General features: G+C 57.7%; 15 protein-coding genes. 8 read left to right on the forward strand and 7 right to left on the reverse strand.

Annotated features, from left to right (window positions below; all coding sequences use genetic code 11):
• Positions 1 to 2: 2 nt before the first annotated feature.
• The 8 genes from ybgF (at position 3) to ACR0DH_RS00760 (ending at position 8,843) form a co-directional block, all read left to right on the forward strand.
• On the forward strand, positions 3 to 827 hold the full coding sequence (gene ybgF, locus ACR0DH_RS00725; RefSeq protein ID WP_480546428.1) for a tol-pal system protein YbgF: 825 nt from the start codon (positions 3 to 5) through the stop codon (positions 825 to 827).
• Positions 824 to 2,077, forward strand: coding sequence for a tRNA lysidine(34) synthetase TilS (gene tilS / locus ACR0DH_RS00730; RefSeq protein ID WP_480546430.1), 1,254 nt, complete (start codon positions 824 to 826; stop codon positions 2,075 to 2,077). The genes ybgF and tilS overlap by 4 nt, the downstream gene beginning before the upstream one ends.
• Positions 2,078 to 2,153: 76 nt before the next feature.
• Positions 2,154 to 4,070 carry an ATP-dependent zinc metalloprotease FtsH gene (gene ftsH / locus ACR0DH_RS00735; protein WP_480546432.1) on the forward strand — a complete coding sequence of 639 codons (1,917 nt, stop codon included), beginning with the start codon at positions 2,154 to 2,156 and terminating at the stop codon, positions 4,068 to 4,070.
• A 93-nt stretch (positions 4,071 to 4,163) separates the two neighbouring features.
• Complete coding sequence (locus ACR0DH_RS00740) at positions 4,164 to 4,739, forward strand: MOSC domain-containing protein (RefSeq protein ID WP_480546434.1); 576 nt, start codon at positions 4,164 to 4,166, stop codon at positions 4,737 to 4,739.
• Between the two features lie 165 nt (positions 4,740 to 4,904).
• Entirely contained in the window at positions 4,905 to 6,581 is a 1,677-nt protein-coding gene (locus ACR0DH_RS00745; protein WP_480546436.1) for a formate--tetrahydrofolate ligase, read from the forward strand.
• Positions 6,582 to 6,639: 58 nt separating this feature from the next.
• Positions 6,640 to 6,945 carry a chorismate mutase gene (locus ACR0DH_RS00750; RefSeq protein WP_480542022.1) on the forward strand — a complete coding sequence of 102 codons (306 nt, stop codon included), beginning with the start codon at positions 6,640 to 6,642 and terminating at the stop codon, positions 6,943 to 6,945.
• Positions 6,946 to 6,996: 51 nt separating this feature from the next.
• Entirely contained in the window at positions 6,997 to 7,887 is an 891-nt protein-coding gene (gene folD / locus ACR0DH_RS00755; RefSeq protein WP_480546437.1) for a bifunctional methylenetetrahydrofolate dehydrogenase/methenyltetrahydrofolate cyclohydrolase FolD, read from the forward strand.
• A 206-nt stretch (positions 7,888 to 8,093) separates the two neighbouring features.
• Positions 8,094 to 8,843 (forward strand): LytTR family DNA-binding domain-containing protein, encoded by a 750-nt coding sequence (locus ACR0DH_RS00760; protein ID WP_480546439.1) that lies wholly within the window; start codon positions 8,094 to 8,096, stop codon positions 8,841 to 8,843.
• Here ACR0DH_RS00760 and pdeM read toward each other — a convergent pair.
• The 7 genes from pdeM to ACR0DH_RS00795 all read right to left on the reverse strand — a co-directional run bounded on the left by pdeM (position 8,840) and on the right by ACR0DH_RS00795 (position 16,420).
• A complete protein-coding gene (pdeM, locus tag ACR0DH_RS00765) occupies positions 8,840 to 9,508 on the reverse strand; it encodes a ligase-associated DNA damage response endonuclease PdeM (RefSeq protein ID WP_480542029.1) in 669 nt (222 codons plus the stop codon). The two genes, ACR0DH_RS00760 and pdeM, sit on opposite strands and share 4 nt — an antisense overlap.
• Before the next feature lie 39 nt (positions 9,509 to 9,547).
• On the reverse strand, positions 9,548 to 11,959 hold the full coding sequence (locus tag ACR0DH_RS00770; RefSeq protein WP_480546440.1) for a ligase-associated DNA damage response DEXH box helicase: 2,412 nt from the start codon (positions 11,957 to 11,959) through the stop codon (positions 9,548 to 9,550).
• 40 nt (positions 11,960 to 11,999) lie between these two features.
• Positions 12,000 to 13,307, reverse strand: a complete 1,308-nt coding sequence (locus ACR0DH_RS00775; protein WP_480546442.1) for an ATPase — start codon at positions 13,305 to 13,307, stop codon at positions 12,000 to 12,002.
• A gap of 116 nt (positions 13,308 to 13,423) precedes the next feature.
• Complete coding sequence (locus tag ACR0DH_RS00780) at positions 13,424 to 13,969, reverse strand: prepilin peptidase (protein WP_480546444.1); 546 nt, start codon at positions 13,967 to 13,969, stop codon at positions 13,424 to 13,426.
• Positions 13,970 to 14,824, reverse strand: a complete 855-nt coding sequence (locus ACR0DH_RS00785) for a tetratricopeptide repeat protein (protein ID WP_170531013.1) — start codon at positions 14,822 to 14,824, stop codon at positions 13,970 to 13,972.
• Between the two features lie 29 nt (positions 14,825 to 14,853).
• Positions 14,854 to 15,435 carry a tetratricopeptide repeat protein gene (locus ACR0DH_RS00790; protein WP_480542974.1) on the reverse strand — a complete coding sequence of 194 codons (582 nt, stop codon included), beginning with the start codon at positions 15,433 to 15,435 and terminating at the stop codon, positions 14,854 to 14,856.
• A 7-nt stretch (positions 15,436 to 15,442) separates the two neighbouring features.
• Positions 15,443 to 16,420, reverse strand: a complete 978-nt coding sequence (locus ACR0DH_RS00795; RefSeq protein WP_480546445.1) for a type II secretion system F family protein — start codon at positions 16,418 to 16,420, stop codon at positions 15,443 to 15,445.
• Between the last annotated feature and the right edge of the window lie 7 nt (positions 16,421 to 16,427).

A 16,427-nucleotide genomic window follows, 5' to 3' on the forward strand; every position in this document is an offset into this window, starting at 1 on the left:
CGATGAGACTTGCAGGATGGGTTTTGGCCGCAGTTGTCGCAACAGCGGGCGTGGCGCAAGCGCAGGATCAGCAGACGCTGGCGGATATCCGGCAGGAGCTGACTGTGCTGCATGTGGAGATACAGCGCTTGAAGCGCGAGTTTTCAACCACCGGCTCTCCGGCGCCGAACCTTTCCGGCAGTTCTGTCCTTGAACGCGTCGACGCGATTGAGGCCGAGCTACAACGCCTGACGCGTCAGACTGAGCAATTGAACCAGCGGGTGCAGAACATTGTGACCGATGGAACCAACCGGATCGGGGATCTTGAATTCCGCCTTTGCGAGTTAGAGACCAATTGTGAAATCTCTGGCGAACCAACCAGCACATTGGGGGGCGAAGACACCGGTTCGGGCACAGAGGTGATAACACCGGCCACACCTCCTGCGACCGAGCAGGCAGAACTCGCCGTTGGCGAGCAGGCGGATTTCAACGATGCGTCGCAAGCGCTGGCCGATGGTGATTTCCAGACCGCCGCGACCAAGTTTGCGCAGTTCGATACATCCTATCCCGGCAGCCCTTTGGCGCCCGAGGCGCATTTGAAACGAGGGCAAGCGCTGGAAGGTTTGGGTGACACGCGCGAAGCGGCACGCGCCTTTCTTGCCAGCTTCACCGGCGATTCCGAAGGGGCGGTTGCGCCCGAGGCGTTGTATGAGCTCGGCGCGGCGCTGGGCCGTCTGGGTCAAACCGATCAGGCCTGTATCACCCTCAGTGAGGTCGGCGTTCGGTTCCCTTCCTCTGGTCCCGCGTCAAATGCCACACAGGAAATGGCCTCACTGGGGTGTTCTTGAACCGGACCCCGAACAGCCTCACATCCGATATTCGCGCCCGGCTGCCTGAACGGCTGCCGCCACGTTTGGGTATTGCTGTTTCGGGCGGTGGCGACTCGGTGGCGCTGATGCACCTTCTCGCTGAAATCGCCGCAGATGAAGGGACTGAGCTATGTGCAGCCACGGTTGACCATGGCTTGCGACCAGAAGCGGCCGAAGAGGCCCAAATTGTAGCGCGGCAGGCGGCTGGACTGGGGCTGAAACACGACATCCTGAAGTGGCAAGGTTGGGACGGCTCAGGCAATCTGCAGGATCAAGCGCGGCAGGCGCGGTATGCATTGCTGGCCCAATGGGCGCATGCAAATAGTATCCCTGCGATTGCGTTGGGTCATACTGCGGATGATCAGGCAGAAACGGTGCTGATGCGGCTGGCCCGTTCCGCAGGGGTGACAGGCCTTGCAGCGATGCCAAATTCGCATGCCTGGGCGGGTATCACCATTCTGCGCCCGATGCTTGGGATCACCCGCCATAGCTTGCGTGACTATCTATCGGATAAGGGGCTGAACTGGATCGAGGATCCATCGAATCAGGACAAAAGATTTGACCGGATCAAAGCCCGAAAAGCACTTGCTGACCTGTCTCCGCTGGGGATCACGCCCGAAACCTTGTCGCGCGTCGCCAGCAACCTTGCCCAAGCGCGTGAGGCGCTGGACCTGTTTACGCAGGAATCCGCCCGCAAGGTCGCGGTTGCTATCGATGGGGATGTTCGTGTGGATCGGGCCGCGTTCCAAACCTTGCCAGCCGAGATCAAGCGTCGACTGCTTGTCGGTATCCTCGGCTGGATTTCAGGGCCAGGATATCCCCCGCGTCAGTCCGCTGTGGACCAAGCCGTAGAAGCGCTGGACAATGGGGAAGCGGGATCGCTAAGCGGGTGTTTGCTGGCGCCTCAAGCCGCGAACACTTGGATTTGCAGAGAGTTTCAGGCCGTTGCCAACCTGAAAGCGCCCCCCGACGCGCGCTGGGATGGGCGCTGGGTTCTGTCCGGGCCGGGGACCAACGGATTTGAAATCCGTGCGCTGGGTGAGGCCGGGCTTGCCTCGGTTCCCGATTGGCGTGCAACGGGGCGTCCGCGCCTTGCATTACAATCCTCACCAGCGATCTGGCACGGTGATGAATTGCAGGCGGCGCCTTTGGCAGGCTTTCCCAATGGCTGGAGCGCAGAACTCGCACCGGAATGGCCCGAGTTTTACGCGTCGTTTTTATCGCATTGAACCTGCGCCAATCCTCTCTATTTTAAGAAGCAACCCGGCAAATACCCGTTTGCCGAAATCTTTTGGGAGAATTTCCTTGGGCAACGCTCGCAATATCGCCTTCTGGGTCGTTCTGTTCTTGCTGATCCTTGCACTGTTCAATTTGTTCAGCGGACCGGGCGGAACACTTCAGAGCAATGAACGCACCTACTCCGACTTTGTCAGCGCCGTACAGAACGGTGAAGTCAAGAACGTAACACTGGATGGTGAGCAGATCCGCTACACCACCGAAACCGGCGGAACCTACGTGACGATCAAACCCGGCGATGCCGAGGTCACCAAGCTGCTGATTGACGAGAACATCCCGGTGCGCGCTGAGAAACAACAGCAGTCGGGCTTTCAATCGTTCCTGATCACGCTGCTGCCCTTCCTTCTGCTGATCGGTGTCTGGGTCTATTTCATGAATCGAATGCAAGGCGGTGGCAAAGGCGGCGCGATGGGCTTTGGCAAGTCCAAGGCCAAGATGCTGACCGAAAAGCATGGCCGCGTGACGTTTGACGACGTCGCAGGCATTGACGAGGCCAAGGAAGAGCTGGAAGAGATCGTTGAATTCCTGCGCAACCCGCAGAAATTCTCGCGCCTCGGCGGTAAGATCCCGAAGGGCGCTCTTCTGGTTGGCCCTCCGGGTACTGGTAAAACGCTGCTGGCCCGTGCGATTGCGGGTGAGGCGGGCGTGCCGTTCTTCACCATCTCAGGCTCTGACTTTGTTGAAATGTTCGTGGGTGTCGGTGCGAGCCGTGTCCGTGACATGTTCGAACAGGCCAAGAAGAACGCGCCGTGTATCGTGTTCATCGACGAGATCGACGCCGTTGGTCGCCATCGCGGCGCGGGTTACGGCGGTGGCAATGATGAGCGCGAACAGACCCTCAACCAGTTGCTGGTCGAGATGGACGGGTTTGAGGCCAACGAAGGTGTGATCATTCTGGCGGCCACCAACCGCAAAGACGTTCTGGACCCTGCGCTGCTGCGCCCGGGCCGGTTTGACCGCAACGTGACCGTCGGCAATCCTGACATCAAAGGCCGTGAGAAGATCTTGGGCGTACATGCGCGTAAGACACCTCTGGGCCCCGATGTCGATCTGCGGATTATCGCGCGTGGTACTCCGGGCTTTTCCGGTGCCGATCTGGCAAACCTTGTGAACGAGGCCGCGCTGATGGCCGCGCGTGTAGGTCGTCGCTTTGTCACCATGGAAGACTTCGAGAACGCCAAAGACAAGGTGATGATGGGGGCCGAGCGCCGATCGATGGTGCTGACCCAGGACCAAAAGGAAAAGACCGCGTATCACGAAGCCGGTCACGCGGTTGTTGGTCTGGAACTGCCCTTGTGCGATCCGGTCTACAAGGCGACGATCATTCCGCGCGGTGGTGCGCTGGGTATGGTGGTGTCGCTGCCTGAAATGGACCGTCTGAACTATCACCGGGATGAGTGTGAGCAAAAGCTGGCCATGACCATGGCAGGCAAGGCCGCCGAGGTGATCAAATATGGTGAGGATCATGTGTCGAACGGCCCCGCCGGTGACATCATGCAGGCCAGCCAGCTCGCACGCGCGATGGTGATGCGCTGGGGCATGTCGGACAAGGTCGGCAACATTGACTATGCCGAAGCGCATGAAGGGTACTCGGGCAATACAGCCGGGTTCTCGGTGTCGGCACATACCAAAGAGCTGATCGAAGAAGAGGTGAAACGCCTGATCCAGCAGGGATATGAGCACGCCTACAAAATCCTGACCGACAAGAACGAGGCGTGGGAACGTCTGGCCCAAGGCCTGCTGGAATACGAAACCTTGACCGGGGATGAGATCAAGCGCGTCATGAATGGCGAGCCGCCCAGCGAAAGCGATGATGAGGACGACAAGCCGGATGAGGGCAGCGCGCCGAGCGTTACGGCGATTCCCAAGACCAAGCCTAAGAAATCTCCGCCCGAAGGTGGGATGGAGCCTGAACCAACGGCATAATCACAAAACCCGGAGCTTGCCTCCGGGTTTTTCTTTCCTTCGCTGCAGGCATGCGCATTATGCGCGACGTGGCACGATAGAGAAGGACCGCCGATGCCGTTTTTGCGCGAAACCGAGTATTCAGCCGAGGTGATCTGGTTGGGGCATGTCCCCGCCGGGAAGTCCTTGCGTGCACAGCAGGTCGACGCGTTGCAGCTCGGGTTTGAGGGTGTTCAAGGGGAACGCCATGAAGGGCTCAATCGCGCATCCTGCGTGCGGGTTGGGAATCTTTATCCAAAGGGGACTGAAATCCGAAATGTGCGTCAACTGTCGATTTTGTCCGCCGAAGAATTGACCGAAATTGCGCAGACGATGAAACTGGATGAACTGGACCCCTCTTATCTGGGGGCGTCAATCGTCCTGCGCGGTATTCGGGATTTTTCGCACATACCGCCATCATCGCGATTGCAGGCCGATAGTGGCGTTACGCTCACTGTTGATATGGAAAACGCACCCTGTGTCCTGCCAGGGCGCGAGATTGAGGCAGATCACGCCGGTCATGGGGCGGGGTTCAAGCCTGCTGCGAAGGGACGCCGTGGGGTGACTGCATGGGTCGAGCGGCCCGGCGAACTACGCATTGGCGACAGGATGAAACTGTTTGTTCCCGATCAACCGATTTGGGCGCCATAGGTGGCCTGGGTTTCCGATTAGAAACGACAGAGTCGACCTAACGCCGTTTCGCGGCATGAATATGTCGGAATCCATAGCCATTGGATTTGTACACAACGCTATGGGTTGCTCAGCATCGGCGCGCCGCGCCGAATTTGCACGGCATTCAATCAGGGACCCTGCCCAATGAGCTATAAATCTGACATCGAAATCGCGCGTGAGGCGAACAAGAAGCCGATTCAGGAAATCGGTGCCAAGCTGGGTATCTCCAGCGATGATCTGCTGCCCTATGGCCATGACAAGGCGAAGGTCAGCCAGGACTTCATCAACTCGGTGCAGGGCCGCGAAGACGGCAAGCTGATCCTGGTCACCGCGATCAACCCGACCCCGGCGGGTGAGGGTAAGACCACCACCACTGTTGGTCTGGGCGATGGTCTGAACCGCATTGGCAAGAACGCGATGATCTGTATTCGCGAAGCCTCGCTTGGCCCGAACTTCGGCATGAAGGGCGGCGCTGCGGGCGGCGGCTATGCGCAGGTTGTTCCGATGGAAGAGATGAACCTGCACTTCACAGGTGACTTCCACGCCATCACCTCGGCTCACTCACTGCTGTCGGCGATGATCGACAACCACATCTATTGGGGCAACGAGTGCGATATCGACATCCGTCGTGTTGCATGGCGTCGCGTGGTCGACATGAACGACCGCGCGCTGCGTCAGATCACGGCGTCTCTGGGCGGTGTGTCGAACGGCTTCCCGCGTGAGACGGGCTTTGACATCACCGTTGCATCTGAGGTCATGGCGATCCTTTGCCTGGCCAACGACCTGAAAGACCTGGAAAAGCGTCTGGGCGACATCATCGTTGCTTATCGCCGTGACAAGACCCCGGTCTACTGCCGCGACATCAAGGCCGAAGGCGCAATGACCGTTCTGCTGAAAGACGCAATGCAGCCGAACCTGGTGCAGACGCTGGAAAACAACCCGGCCTTTGTGCATGGCGGCCCGTTTGCAAACATTGCACACGGCTGTAACTCGGTCATCGCGACCAAAACTGCTCTGAAAGTTGCTGACTATGTCGTGACCGAAGCGGGCTTTGGTGCCGATCTGGGTGCCGAAAAGTTCATGAACATCAAGTGCCGCAAGGCGGGCATCGCTCCGTCGGCTGTGGTTCTGGTTGCCACCGTGCGCGCGATGAAGATGAACGGCGGCGTTGCCAAAGCCGATCTGGGCGCCGAGAACGTGGATGCGGTTCAGTCTGGCTGTGCCAACCTCGGCCGTCACATCGAGAACGTGAAGTCCTTTGGCGTACCGGTTGTTGTCGCCATCAACCATTTTGTCACCGACACCGACGCCGAAGTTGAAGCGGTCAAGAGCTACTGCGCCGAGCATGGCGTTGAGGCGGTTCTGTCGCGTCACTGGGAACTGGGCTCGGAAGGCTCGGCGCCTCTGGCTGAGAAAGTTGTCGAAATCGTTGAAGGTGGCAGCGCGAATTTCGCGCCGATCTACCCCGACGATATGCCTCTGTTCGAGAAAGTCGAAACCATCGCCAAGCGCATCTATCGCGCAGACGAGGTGCTGGCTGACAACAAGATCCGCAACCAGCTGAAGGAATGGGAAGCCGCAGGTTATGGCAACCTGCCGGTCTGCATGGCCAAGACTCAGTATTCCTTCTCGACCGACCCAACCCTGCGCGGCGCGCCCACCGGCCATTCGGTTCCGGTGCGCGAGGTTCGTCTGTCGGCTGGTGCAGGTTTCATTGTGGTAGTCTGCGGCGAGATCATGACCATGCCTGGCCTGCCGCGCAAACCTGCGGCCGAGACCATCTGCCTTAACGACGCAGGTGAGATCGAGGGCTTGTTCTAAGCGCCTGAATGATACATCTCGTGGTCTGGGGATACCCCCGGGCCATGAGGAGAGAAACATGCCCACTCTGATACCGCCGCAAGACTGTCGCTCGATGCAGGAATTGCGGCCTCAGATCGACAAGCTGGACCGCCAATTGATCGAATTGTTGGTAACGCGCGCAGGCTATATTGACCGTGCGTCTCAGCTGAAACCCGGCGAGGGGCTGCCCGCCCGTATCCCGGATCGCGTCGAAGAGGTGGTGCAGCGTGTGCGCAAGAGCTCGGATGAATTGGGCATGGACCCCGATCTTGCTGAAAAGCTTTGGCGCATTTTGATTGATTGGTCGATTGCCCGCGAAGAACGCGTGATCGGCGCTGACTGACCAAACAGGCGCCTTGTGCGCCTGATCCGTTTTGGAAGAGGGGATTGAAGAATGGTAGCCCAGGTTATCGACGGTAAAGCCTTTGCAGCAAAAGTACGCGCGCAGGTGGCTGATCAAGTTGCAAAGCTGAAGGAAGAAAACGGCATCACACCCGGTCTGGCCGTGGTGTTGGTGGGCGAAGACCCGGCGAGTCAGGTCTATGTGCGTTCGAAAGGAAAGCAGACCGTTGAGGTCGGCATGAACTCGTACGAGCACAAGCTGGACGCCGACACATCCGAAGACGACCTGCTGGCGCTGATCGACAAGCTGAACACCGATCCGGCTGTGCATGGCATTCTGGTGCAGTTGCCGCTGCCCAAGCATCTGAACGAAGACCTCGTGATCAATTCGATTGATCCGGCCAAGGATGTGGATGGGTTCCATATCTCGAATGTGGGTCTGCTGGGCACCGGCCAGAAGTCGATGGTGCCGTGCACCCCGCTGGGATGCCTGATGATGCTGCGCGACCACCATGGCTCGCTGTCCGGTATGGATGCGGTTGTGATCGGGCGGTCGAACATCGTTGGCAAGCCGATGGCACAGCTGCTGCTGGGCGACAGCTGTACCGTGACCATCGCGCACAGCCGCACCAAGGATCTACCCGATGTCGTGCGATGCGCCGACATCGTTGTGGCCGCCGTTGGCCGCCCTGAAATGGTGCCGGGCGATTGGATCAAGGAAGGTGCCACCGTGATCGACGTTGGCATCAACAGGATCGAACGCGATGGCAAGAATAAGCTGGTTGGCGATGTGGATTATGCGAGCGCGGCCGAGCGTGCAGGTGCAATCACCCCAGTTCCCGGTGGCGTAGGGCCCATGACGATCTCCTGCCTGCTGGCCAACACGCTGACGGCATGCTGCCGTGCAAATAGTCTGCCCGAACCCGAAGGCCTTACCGCATAATTCTGCGTTCTGGAACTGAACCAGAATCAGCTAGCTTAAGATACGATTTACCGCGCCCGCATGACCACGGGCGCGGTATTTTTTTGAAAAGCTTTCCTTGTGAAGTAAATCGTGATAAATATTATTTTCCAGATGGTTACTAAGTTAGTCTGCATCTTTGCCAATATGTCTGATGTTGATTTGGCGCGGTGCATCTGAAGATAAGTATGAATACCGAAGTCAGTGAACTCAAAACGGCCCTTACCCCTCAGCGCATGTGCGCCGCGTTCATTTTTCTTCCGTTACTGTCATATGCCTTCCCCCCCTTCATGGATGCTGATGTTCCCTATGGATTGCGCCTGTTGTTTTGGGTCGGAGTTATGGCAATCGCGTTGGGCGCGATCTGGGCAACCCGGGTGCTTTTGCGAGACAAGCTGATACTATTGAAACTGCCGCTGCGCGATTTGGCTTTCGCGGCGGTGATCCTGGTGTTTCTAACACCGCTGTTGTGGCTGCTGGCTTGGGGTCTGTTTACATATACCGGAAAGATGGTGCCCGAGGTTAAATCGGTTGCAGCGTATGGCGTGCTGTTTGCCACAGGCCTTGTGCTTGTGCGTCGCGGTGATCTTCATGCCGATAGCATGGGGGGGGCCAAGCCGCCGGAATTGCCGCGCTTGTCAAAACGCTTGCCTGAAGGGTTTGAGGGTCAGATCTACCGACTGACAGTCCGGGATCACAACGTGGATGTTGTTACCTCAGAAGGCGTGTTTTCGATCAGATCACGTTTTACAGACGCTATTGCCGAGATGGAGCCTGTTCCGGGCCACTGCTCTCACCGCTCACACTGGGTCACAGATGCATCCATTGCGGGCGTTGAAAAGACCGGCAGTAAAACCTTCCTACGCTTGGTCAATGGTGATCTGGTACCGGTCAGCCGCAAATATAAGCCGATGCTGGAAGAAGACGGGCTGATCTAGGCCGTGCGCGGCATCGGGATCATCTGCGGGTTTGGCCCGGTCAATATGGCCATAGCGTCGCTCTGCATCAGGTCCGACAGAACGTGCTCGGAACTGCGCAATCCGCCTGTGTAGGTGCCATAGGCTGGCAGAATAAGCCGATTTTGATCCACCAAGAACGCCGGGCGAGAGATTGATCTACCCCGGATCGATAGGCGCGCCTTTGGGTGAAAATGCCCAGAGACTTCGCCCTTGGCATTTGCCTCGGCGATATGGCGAAACACCAGAGGGCCTTTGACCCATTCCGCCAGATGCGTGCCGCCCAGTTCGATAGGGCCGGGATCGTGGTTGCCTTCTATCCAGATCCATTTCCGACCGGCCTGCAGCCTGGTGATCTGCAGTTTCTCGGACGCTGCCAAGGCGTTTGAGGCATCAAGGTCATCGAAGCTGTCGCCCAGGCACAAAACTGTTTCAGCACCTGACGCATCCAGATCAGCCGAAAGCCGATCCAGCGTTTCGCGGCCGTCATAGGGGGGCAGGGTCAATCCGCTGCGCCGTGCCAGCCGCTCGGACTTGCCCAGATGCAGGTCCGAGACACACAGCATCCGCTGATCGGCCCACCAAAGTGCGCCAGAGGGAAGGGCACGCAGCGCCTGACCGCAAAACAGAAAATCCAAGCCGTTCATGATACGTTCTTTGCCTGTTTCTGTTCAATGCGCAAGGGGTTACAGCTGGTTCAGCCCGGCAGCTTCCAGCAGCCGTGCGCTTTCTTCTGCAAGCAACCGTTCCTCGGCCGCGCCTTTGACCGGGATCTTTCCAACCTCCAGAAACAGAGGCGCAGCCAACGGTGTGATACGGTCAAGCCGCAGCAGATCAATCCGATCTCCGATCCGTGCGACCATTGCCTCGATACGTCCAAAATCAACCAGCCCGCGCATAGCCTCCTCTCGGGTGATCTGCATCAGCAAATGGTCGGGGTCGTATTTCAATAGCGTGTTGTAGAGGATATCTGACGAAAACGTGGCCTGCCGTCCGCTTTTGCGTTGCCCGCCGGTGTTGCGTTCGATCAGGCCGGCGATTGTGGCCGAGGCACGAAAGGTGCGTTTCATAACGGCATTGCCAGCCAACCATGTGTCCAATCCCTGTCGCAAAGCGTCGAGTTGGAAAAGAGGGCTGGGATCGGTCACCGCATCCAAGCCCCAGATCAAAGTTGCGTAATCCGTTGCAACAAAACCCAAGGGCGCAAACCCGGTTTCTTCCATGCGCTTGGTGATCAGCAAGCCCAAAGTCTGCTGGGCATTGCGTCCAGCGAAGCCGTAAACGCATAGGTGCTCTCGTCCGTCGCTTGGAAAGCTCTCAATCAACAGGCGATCACGTTGGGGCAGTCGGGATATGTCCCTCTGCAAGGCCAACCAGTCTGCAGTGTGACGAGGCAACTGAGGCCAATCGGGTTGTGCGAACATGCGCAGGATGCGGTCGCTCAGTTGGGTGGAGGTAGCAAATTTCGTCCCTGCGAAGGTGGCAATTTTGGGTTTCTTATCAGCACGACGGCTGACCTCGACCACCATCTCACGCAGCCCCTCATAGCGCACGATCTGACCGCCGATCAGAAAAGTATCGCCGGGAGTGAGTGAGGCTGCAAACGCCTCTTCAACCTCGCCCAAAGGTTTGCCACCCCTGTTACGCCTCAGCCGAACCTTGAGCGTATCGGTATCCTGAATGGTGCCAAGGTTCATGCGGATACGTGCAGCGGCGCGGGGGTCGCGCAACTGCCACAACCCATCAGGGCGCTGTAGCAGCCGCTGCCAGCGGTCATAGGCGCGCAGGGCGTAGCCCCCGGTGGCGCAGAAATCCAGACAGGCGTCGAATTCCGGGCGGGTCAGATCGGAAAACGGCCCGGCGGACGTCATTTCCGTGAACAGCGTATCCGCATCGAATGGGCCCGCGGCGGCCGCAATCAGGATGTGTTGGCACAGCACATCGCGGGGCCCTGCGCCGCGCGGGTCGCCGTCCAGTTCATGCGCCTTCGCAGCCTCTAGCGCGGCGATGCATTCCACCACTTCGAACCGGTTGGCGGGCACCAGAAGCGCCTTGGACGGTGCATTGTAGCGATGGTTCGCCCGTCCGATCCGCTGCACCAGCCGCTTGACGTTTTTGGGCGCACCGATCTGGATCACCAGATCAACATCGCCCCAATCGATTCCCAAATCCAGAGAGCCGGTGCAGACAATGGCGCGCAGGTCGCCCCGGACCATGGCGGCCTCAACCCTTTCGCGCTGTTGTCGGTCCAGACTGCCGTGATGGATGCCGATGGGCAGGCCCTCATCGTTGGCAAGCCACAGATTGTGAAAGAAAATTTCCGCTTGCGCGCGGGTATTGTGAAAGATCAGGGTTGTTTTGTGTTGGCGGATTTGATCCAGAACAGCCGGGATCGCATAGGCCGCCCCACCACCGGACCAGGGGGGCATTTCGTCGGTTTCCAGCATCGCGATGTCGGGGTCGGGGCCGGGATCGGCCTGTATGATCCGGCAGGGGTCTGGGTGTCGTGCCAGAAAGCGGGCGATCCCTTCCGGGTCTTCGACCGTCGCCGACAGGCCGACGCGACGTAGTTCCGGGCACAGGCTCTGCAACCGCGCCAGTGCCAGCATCAACTGATCTCCGCGCTTGCTTTCGGCGAGGGCGTGGATTTCATCGACGATCACACGCTGCACCCCATCAAACATGCGCGGCGCATCCTCATATGAGGTTAGCAAGGCTAGGCTTTCCGGCGTCGTTAGCAGAATATGCGGTGGGTCCGCACGCTGGCGTTTCTTCTGCGTGGCCGAGGTGTCGCCGGTGCGATCTTCGATACGGATAGGCAGGCCGATCTCGTCGACCGGGGAACGCAGGTTGCGTTTTATGTCCGCCGCCAAGGCTTTCAGCGGTGAGACATAGATCGTGTGCAACCCGCTATGTGCGCCTACGGCCAGCTCAGCCAGAGACGGCAAAAACCCGGCCATTGTCTTGCCGCCCCCGGTAGGGGCGATCAGCAGCGTCGCCGGATCACGCGCCCGGTCGAACATGTCTTGCTGATGGGGGTGGATGGACCAGCCTTTGGCCGAAAACCAATCGGCGATCCGGGCGGGAATCTGCGTCATAGGTGCAGATTAACCGCCCTCGTGCCGGAATGGCACGGCGTTATTTGACGATTTTCTCGTCCTTGACGAACATGTTGGCCCAGGCGCGGTCAATCAGGTCGGGGCTCATCTGATAGGGGATGCCCTCGAATTCGCAGATCGAAATCATCTGATCGATCAGGAAGATCGGCTGATAGTTCGCATAGATATTGTCGATGGTCGGGTATTTGACCTTCAACAGGTGAACCAGAGCGGCCTCATCCAGTGGCATGCCGCGTTTGCGGGCCACCATGGCGAAGATTTTCAGGAAGTTCTCTTGGTTTGGGCCATCAATTTTGATCTTGAAGAAGATCCGGCGCAGGGCCGCTTGGTCGAAAATCTCGTTCGGGTGGAAGTTGGTCGAGAAGATGACCAGCGTGTCAAACGGAACCTCGAATTTCTCACCCGATTGCAGGCCAAGGATATCCTTGTTTTCTTCCAGCGGAACAATCCAGCGGTTGACCAGCGCCTGTGGCGGTTCTGCCTGACGGCCAAGGTCGTCCACGATGAAGATGCCACCGGTCGATTTCAACTGCAGCGGGGCCTGATAGGTCCGCGCTGTGGGGTTGTAGACCAAATCCAGCATGCTGAGCGATAATTCACCACCCGTTACAACAGTAGGGCGTTCGCATTGCACATAGCGCGAGTCGAACCGCTTGCGGCGGCGCAGACTGTTGGGGTCGTCGGCTTCCTGCTCGATCGCGGTGTGCACGATCGGGTCATAGACGGTGATTACCTGACCGGCATATTCGATGGCATAGGGCACATAGACATTGTCGCCCAATGCATCGCGGATACCGTTCGAGATCGAGGATTTACCATTGCCCGGAGGGCCATACATCAGGATCGAGCGGCCCGCACTGACCGCCGGACCAAGATGGTCCAACAGGCTGTCGGGTAGGACCAGATGGCCCATTGCACCGACCAATTGCTCACGCGTAACCTGAATGTTGCGGATCGACTGGCGTTTGACCTGCTCGCGGTACACATCAAGCGGCACGGGCATCGCGCCGAAATACTCCGACTGACTCAGTGCATCCAGCGCACGGGCCTTGCCTGCGTCGGTCAGCTGGTACCCCATCTCTTTGCCGCTGTTCGCGTTCAGGGTGCCCGTGGCTTCCAGCAGTTTCTGCTCGCGCGCGATGTCGATTAGTTCCTGTGTGACAGCGCCGGGCAGGCAGATCGCCTCGGCCACTTCGGACACGGTGCTGGCATTCTTGCGAAAGACTGTTTTCAGCAGGATGTCCCGCATCATCACCAGCGGAAGCTGCATTTCGCCCAATCCCTTAGGCGCAGGAGGGGCCATCACGGCGGAGGTTTGCATATTCATGCGCGGCGCTCGTCTATCCTGAAATCACACACATGCCCCCAAAGGGGCCACTTGTGGGAAATCTGGCTCAGCTTTGTGGCGGGACCAAGGCAGCGACATGGCGCACAGATGATAGTTTACGAACCGTAAACAGTACCCAAAATCAGATACATGACCAAAGCCCCGGCCAGAGCAAGGCCCATCGGGAACTTCTTACCGCGATCCCAGCTTTCCCAATGAGGGGCGATGGTGCGCAATCTGGTGTGGCGGGCCAGCCGGTGAGTGGCAACGGCGCCCAGCACTGTTGCCAATAAAATCGCGATCAGAACGCCCAGGTCTTGTATCCAGACGAAGGGTGCTGCCGCGGCCAGAAACTTGGCATCACCCGCACCGAAAGCACCGATGGCGTTCAAAAGAATGCCCGCAAGCAGCACAATGGGCAGATGCAGCAACTGCCAGATATATGGGGAAAAGGCGACCGGGAAGGGGCCTAGCGAGCCGCTGATTGTGCCGGTAGACCAAGGGGGCAGGGCAATCAACCCAACAACCACATAGACAAAAGCCAGAGCCACAACCGCATGGTTCTTGATTTTCATATCGCGCATGTCGGTAAAGGCGACATACAGGCAGATCGGTAGGATGAACGGCAAGAACCAGATCGCCGCGCGAACAGGAATTTCCATTTAGGTGGAACTCTCAAGCGCGCGCAGAGATCTGACCGCTTCGTCAAAATGCTGCGGATGAGTCGAGATCGCCTCGCGGAACAGGTTTTTCGCGGTATTGATGTCGCCCTGTTTGACAGCTGAAATGCCCATCGTGTTCAACAATTGTGCGCGTTCGATCTGCGACATGGGCACAACAGGCAGGCTGTAGTTTCCCTGTGCCGAGCGGGCAAGAACCAGATTATTCTTTGCTGTAAACAACGAACTATCCTGCCGAACGGCATCGGAAAACAGGCGCTCTGCTTCCGCATACTGGCCGCGGGTCAGTTTAGAATAGCCCCAGTTGTTCATGACGCTGCCAGGACGAGTCGTCAGACCCATGGCTGTTTCATAGAAATGATCAGCGCGTTTCCATTCTTTTCTGGAATCGGCCACAACAGCCTCAAGACGATAGCGCTTGAAGGTTTCATAGGTCGGGGGAACTGAATCCAACACAGATTTGGCCTGCGCCCAATCGCCATTTCGAACCAAAGCGTCCGCATATTCGACTTTGTCTGAGCTGTTGGTTCCCTTCATGGTCGTTACCCGTTTCCAGGCAGCGCTTGCTTCGGTGGTACGTTTTGCCCGACCCAGTGAAACGGCCAGTCCACGCTGCAGATCGATCCGGTTGGGGTTCTTGGCGGCGGCACCCTGAAAATAGGTCACCGCTTCGTTGGGATCTGAGGCGTTCAGAAGAACGTCGTTCAGGTTGGTTTCGTCAATGACGTTCACTTCCTGAAACGTGCGTTCAACCCGTTCTTCGGCAGATTCTTTTTCGCATGCGGATAGAATAAGCCCGCTCAGAATGAGTGACGGAATCAAGAATTGTTGGCGCATTTTTGCGTCCTTTACTGCTCTTGCCTCGGTTACTGGATTTTGCGCAGCGTAAATTGCCCGTCGCCGCGCTGTTCCAGCGTATATTCTTGTTCTTGTGGAGTAGTATTAACAGGATTTTCCATTTTTGCGAGTGCTAAGCGCAGATTGTCCCGAATTGCGTCACTTTCGCCATTGTCCAGGGCGAAGGCACGTTGGAAGACCTGCGCGGCTTCGGGGTATTTCTGCTGCTCCATCAGCAATACGCCCAGATTATTCCAGGCCACGGGCCATTCGGTATCATCTTTAACCGCGCGTCGTAGCAAAGGTTCTGCCTGACCCAAACGCCGCAATCCAAGATTGGCGGTTCCCATCGATGTCAGGACTTGCGGCGTCATCCCCTGTTCAAGCGCGGCGCGGCTGAAACTTTGCAGGGCAAGTTCATATTCCCCTGCGGCCATCAACCTGTTGCCCGTCGCGATGTTGTCGCTTGTTTGACCATCGGGGTCGATGCCCGGCGCGTCCAATCCGTTGGGTTTACCAAGTTGATCACAAGAAGCCACGGTGGCTATCACCACCGTGGCTTGAAGCAGTCGGCGAAGTCCAGATCGGACGCACCTGGGTTTTGTATTCATTAGCGCTTTATCCGCGGCCAAAGCTCGAAATGACATTTGCAGAGGGGCCAACCAAAATGATCAGCAGCGGTGGCACCGTCAACATCATTGTGACCAGAGTCATTTTCGTAGGCAACTTGTTTGCAGCCTCTTCAGCGCGCATTACCCGTTTATCGCGCATCTCGCCGGCATAAACCCGCAGGGCTTCGGCGATTGAAGTACCAAATGTTGCCGATTGGATCATAACGGTAACAAAAGAGCTGACATCCTGAACTCCGCAGCGTGTACCAAAATCACGCAGGACCGTATCCTTGTCCTTACCGGCTTTCATCTCATACGCAACGACTTCAAATTCTTGCGCAATGTCCGGGTAAGAGGATTTCATCTCAGCTGCGACACGCACAATCGCCTGATCCAGTGATTGCCCGGCCTCGACGCAGACCAGCATAAGGTCAAGCGTATCGGGGAAACCCGATGTTATCGCCTCTTGCCGTTCGGCGACCCGTCGCGTGATCCAGTACTTTGGGATCATGTAGCCAATGCCACCAGGCAAAAGTACGCGGATGATCTGTTGTTGGCTGGTGTATTCCTGATCCCCTGCCAACACCGTGATCAGCAGGACGCCCAGAACGATACCAGTGATTCCAAGTGCGAACTGCGCAAAGTGAAAGAAGCGAACAGCATCTTTTGATTGATAACCGGCTTGCCGCAGTTTCAGCTGAACTGCGGAATATTCTTCCTGGTCCTTGGGTTCCAGAAAAGTGGCAAACTTTTCAAGTTGTTCGTTCTGGCTGCCATGCCGCAGCTTGTCTTTTTTACCCTTCTTCGCAGCCTTGGGGGCGGCGGTCGAGCGCTGAAGCTTTTTCAACGGGTCTTCGGGCTGGCTCATCATCAGCGAAACGGCGACGCCGATCAGCACAAGGCCCAGAATGCCCACAACGATCAGTGGGCCAAACTCACCAAGGTTCGCGGTGAGCATATCGTTGATACTGGTCAGAAATTCCATGATACCG

It is taken from the genome of Ruegeria sp. I1, from assembly GCF_056532675.1.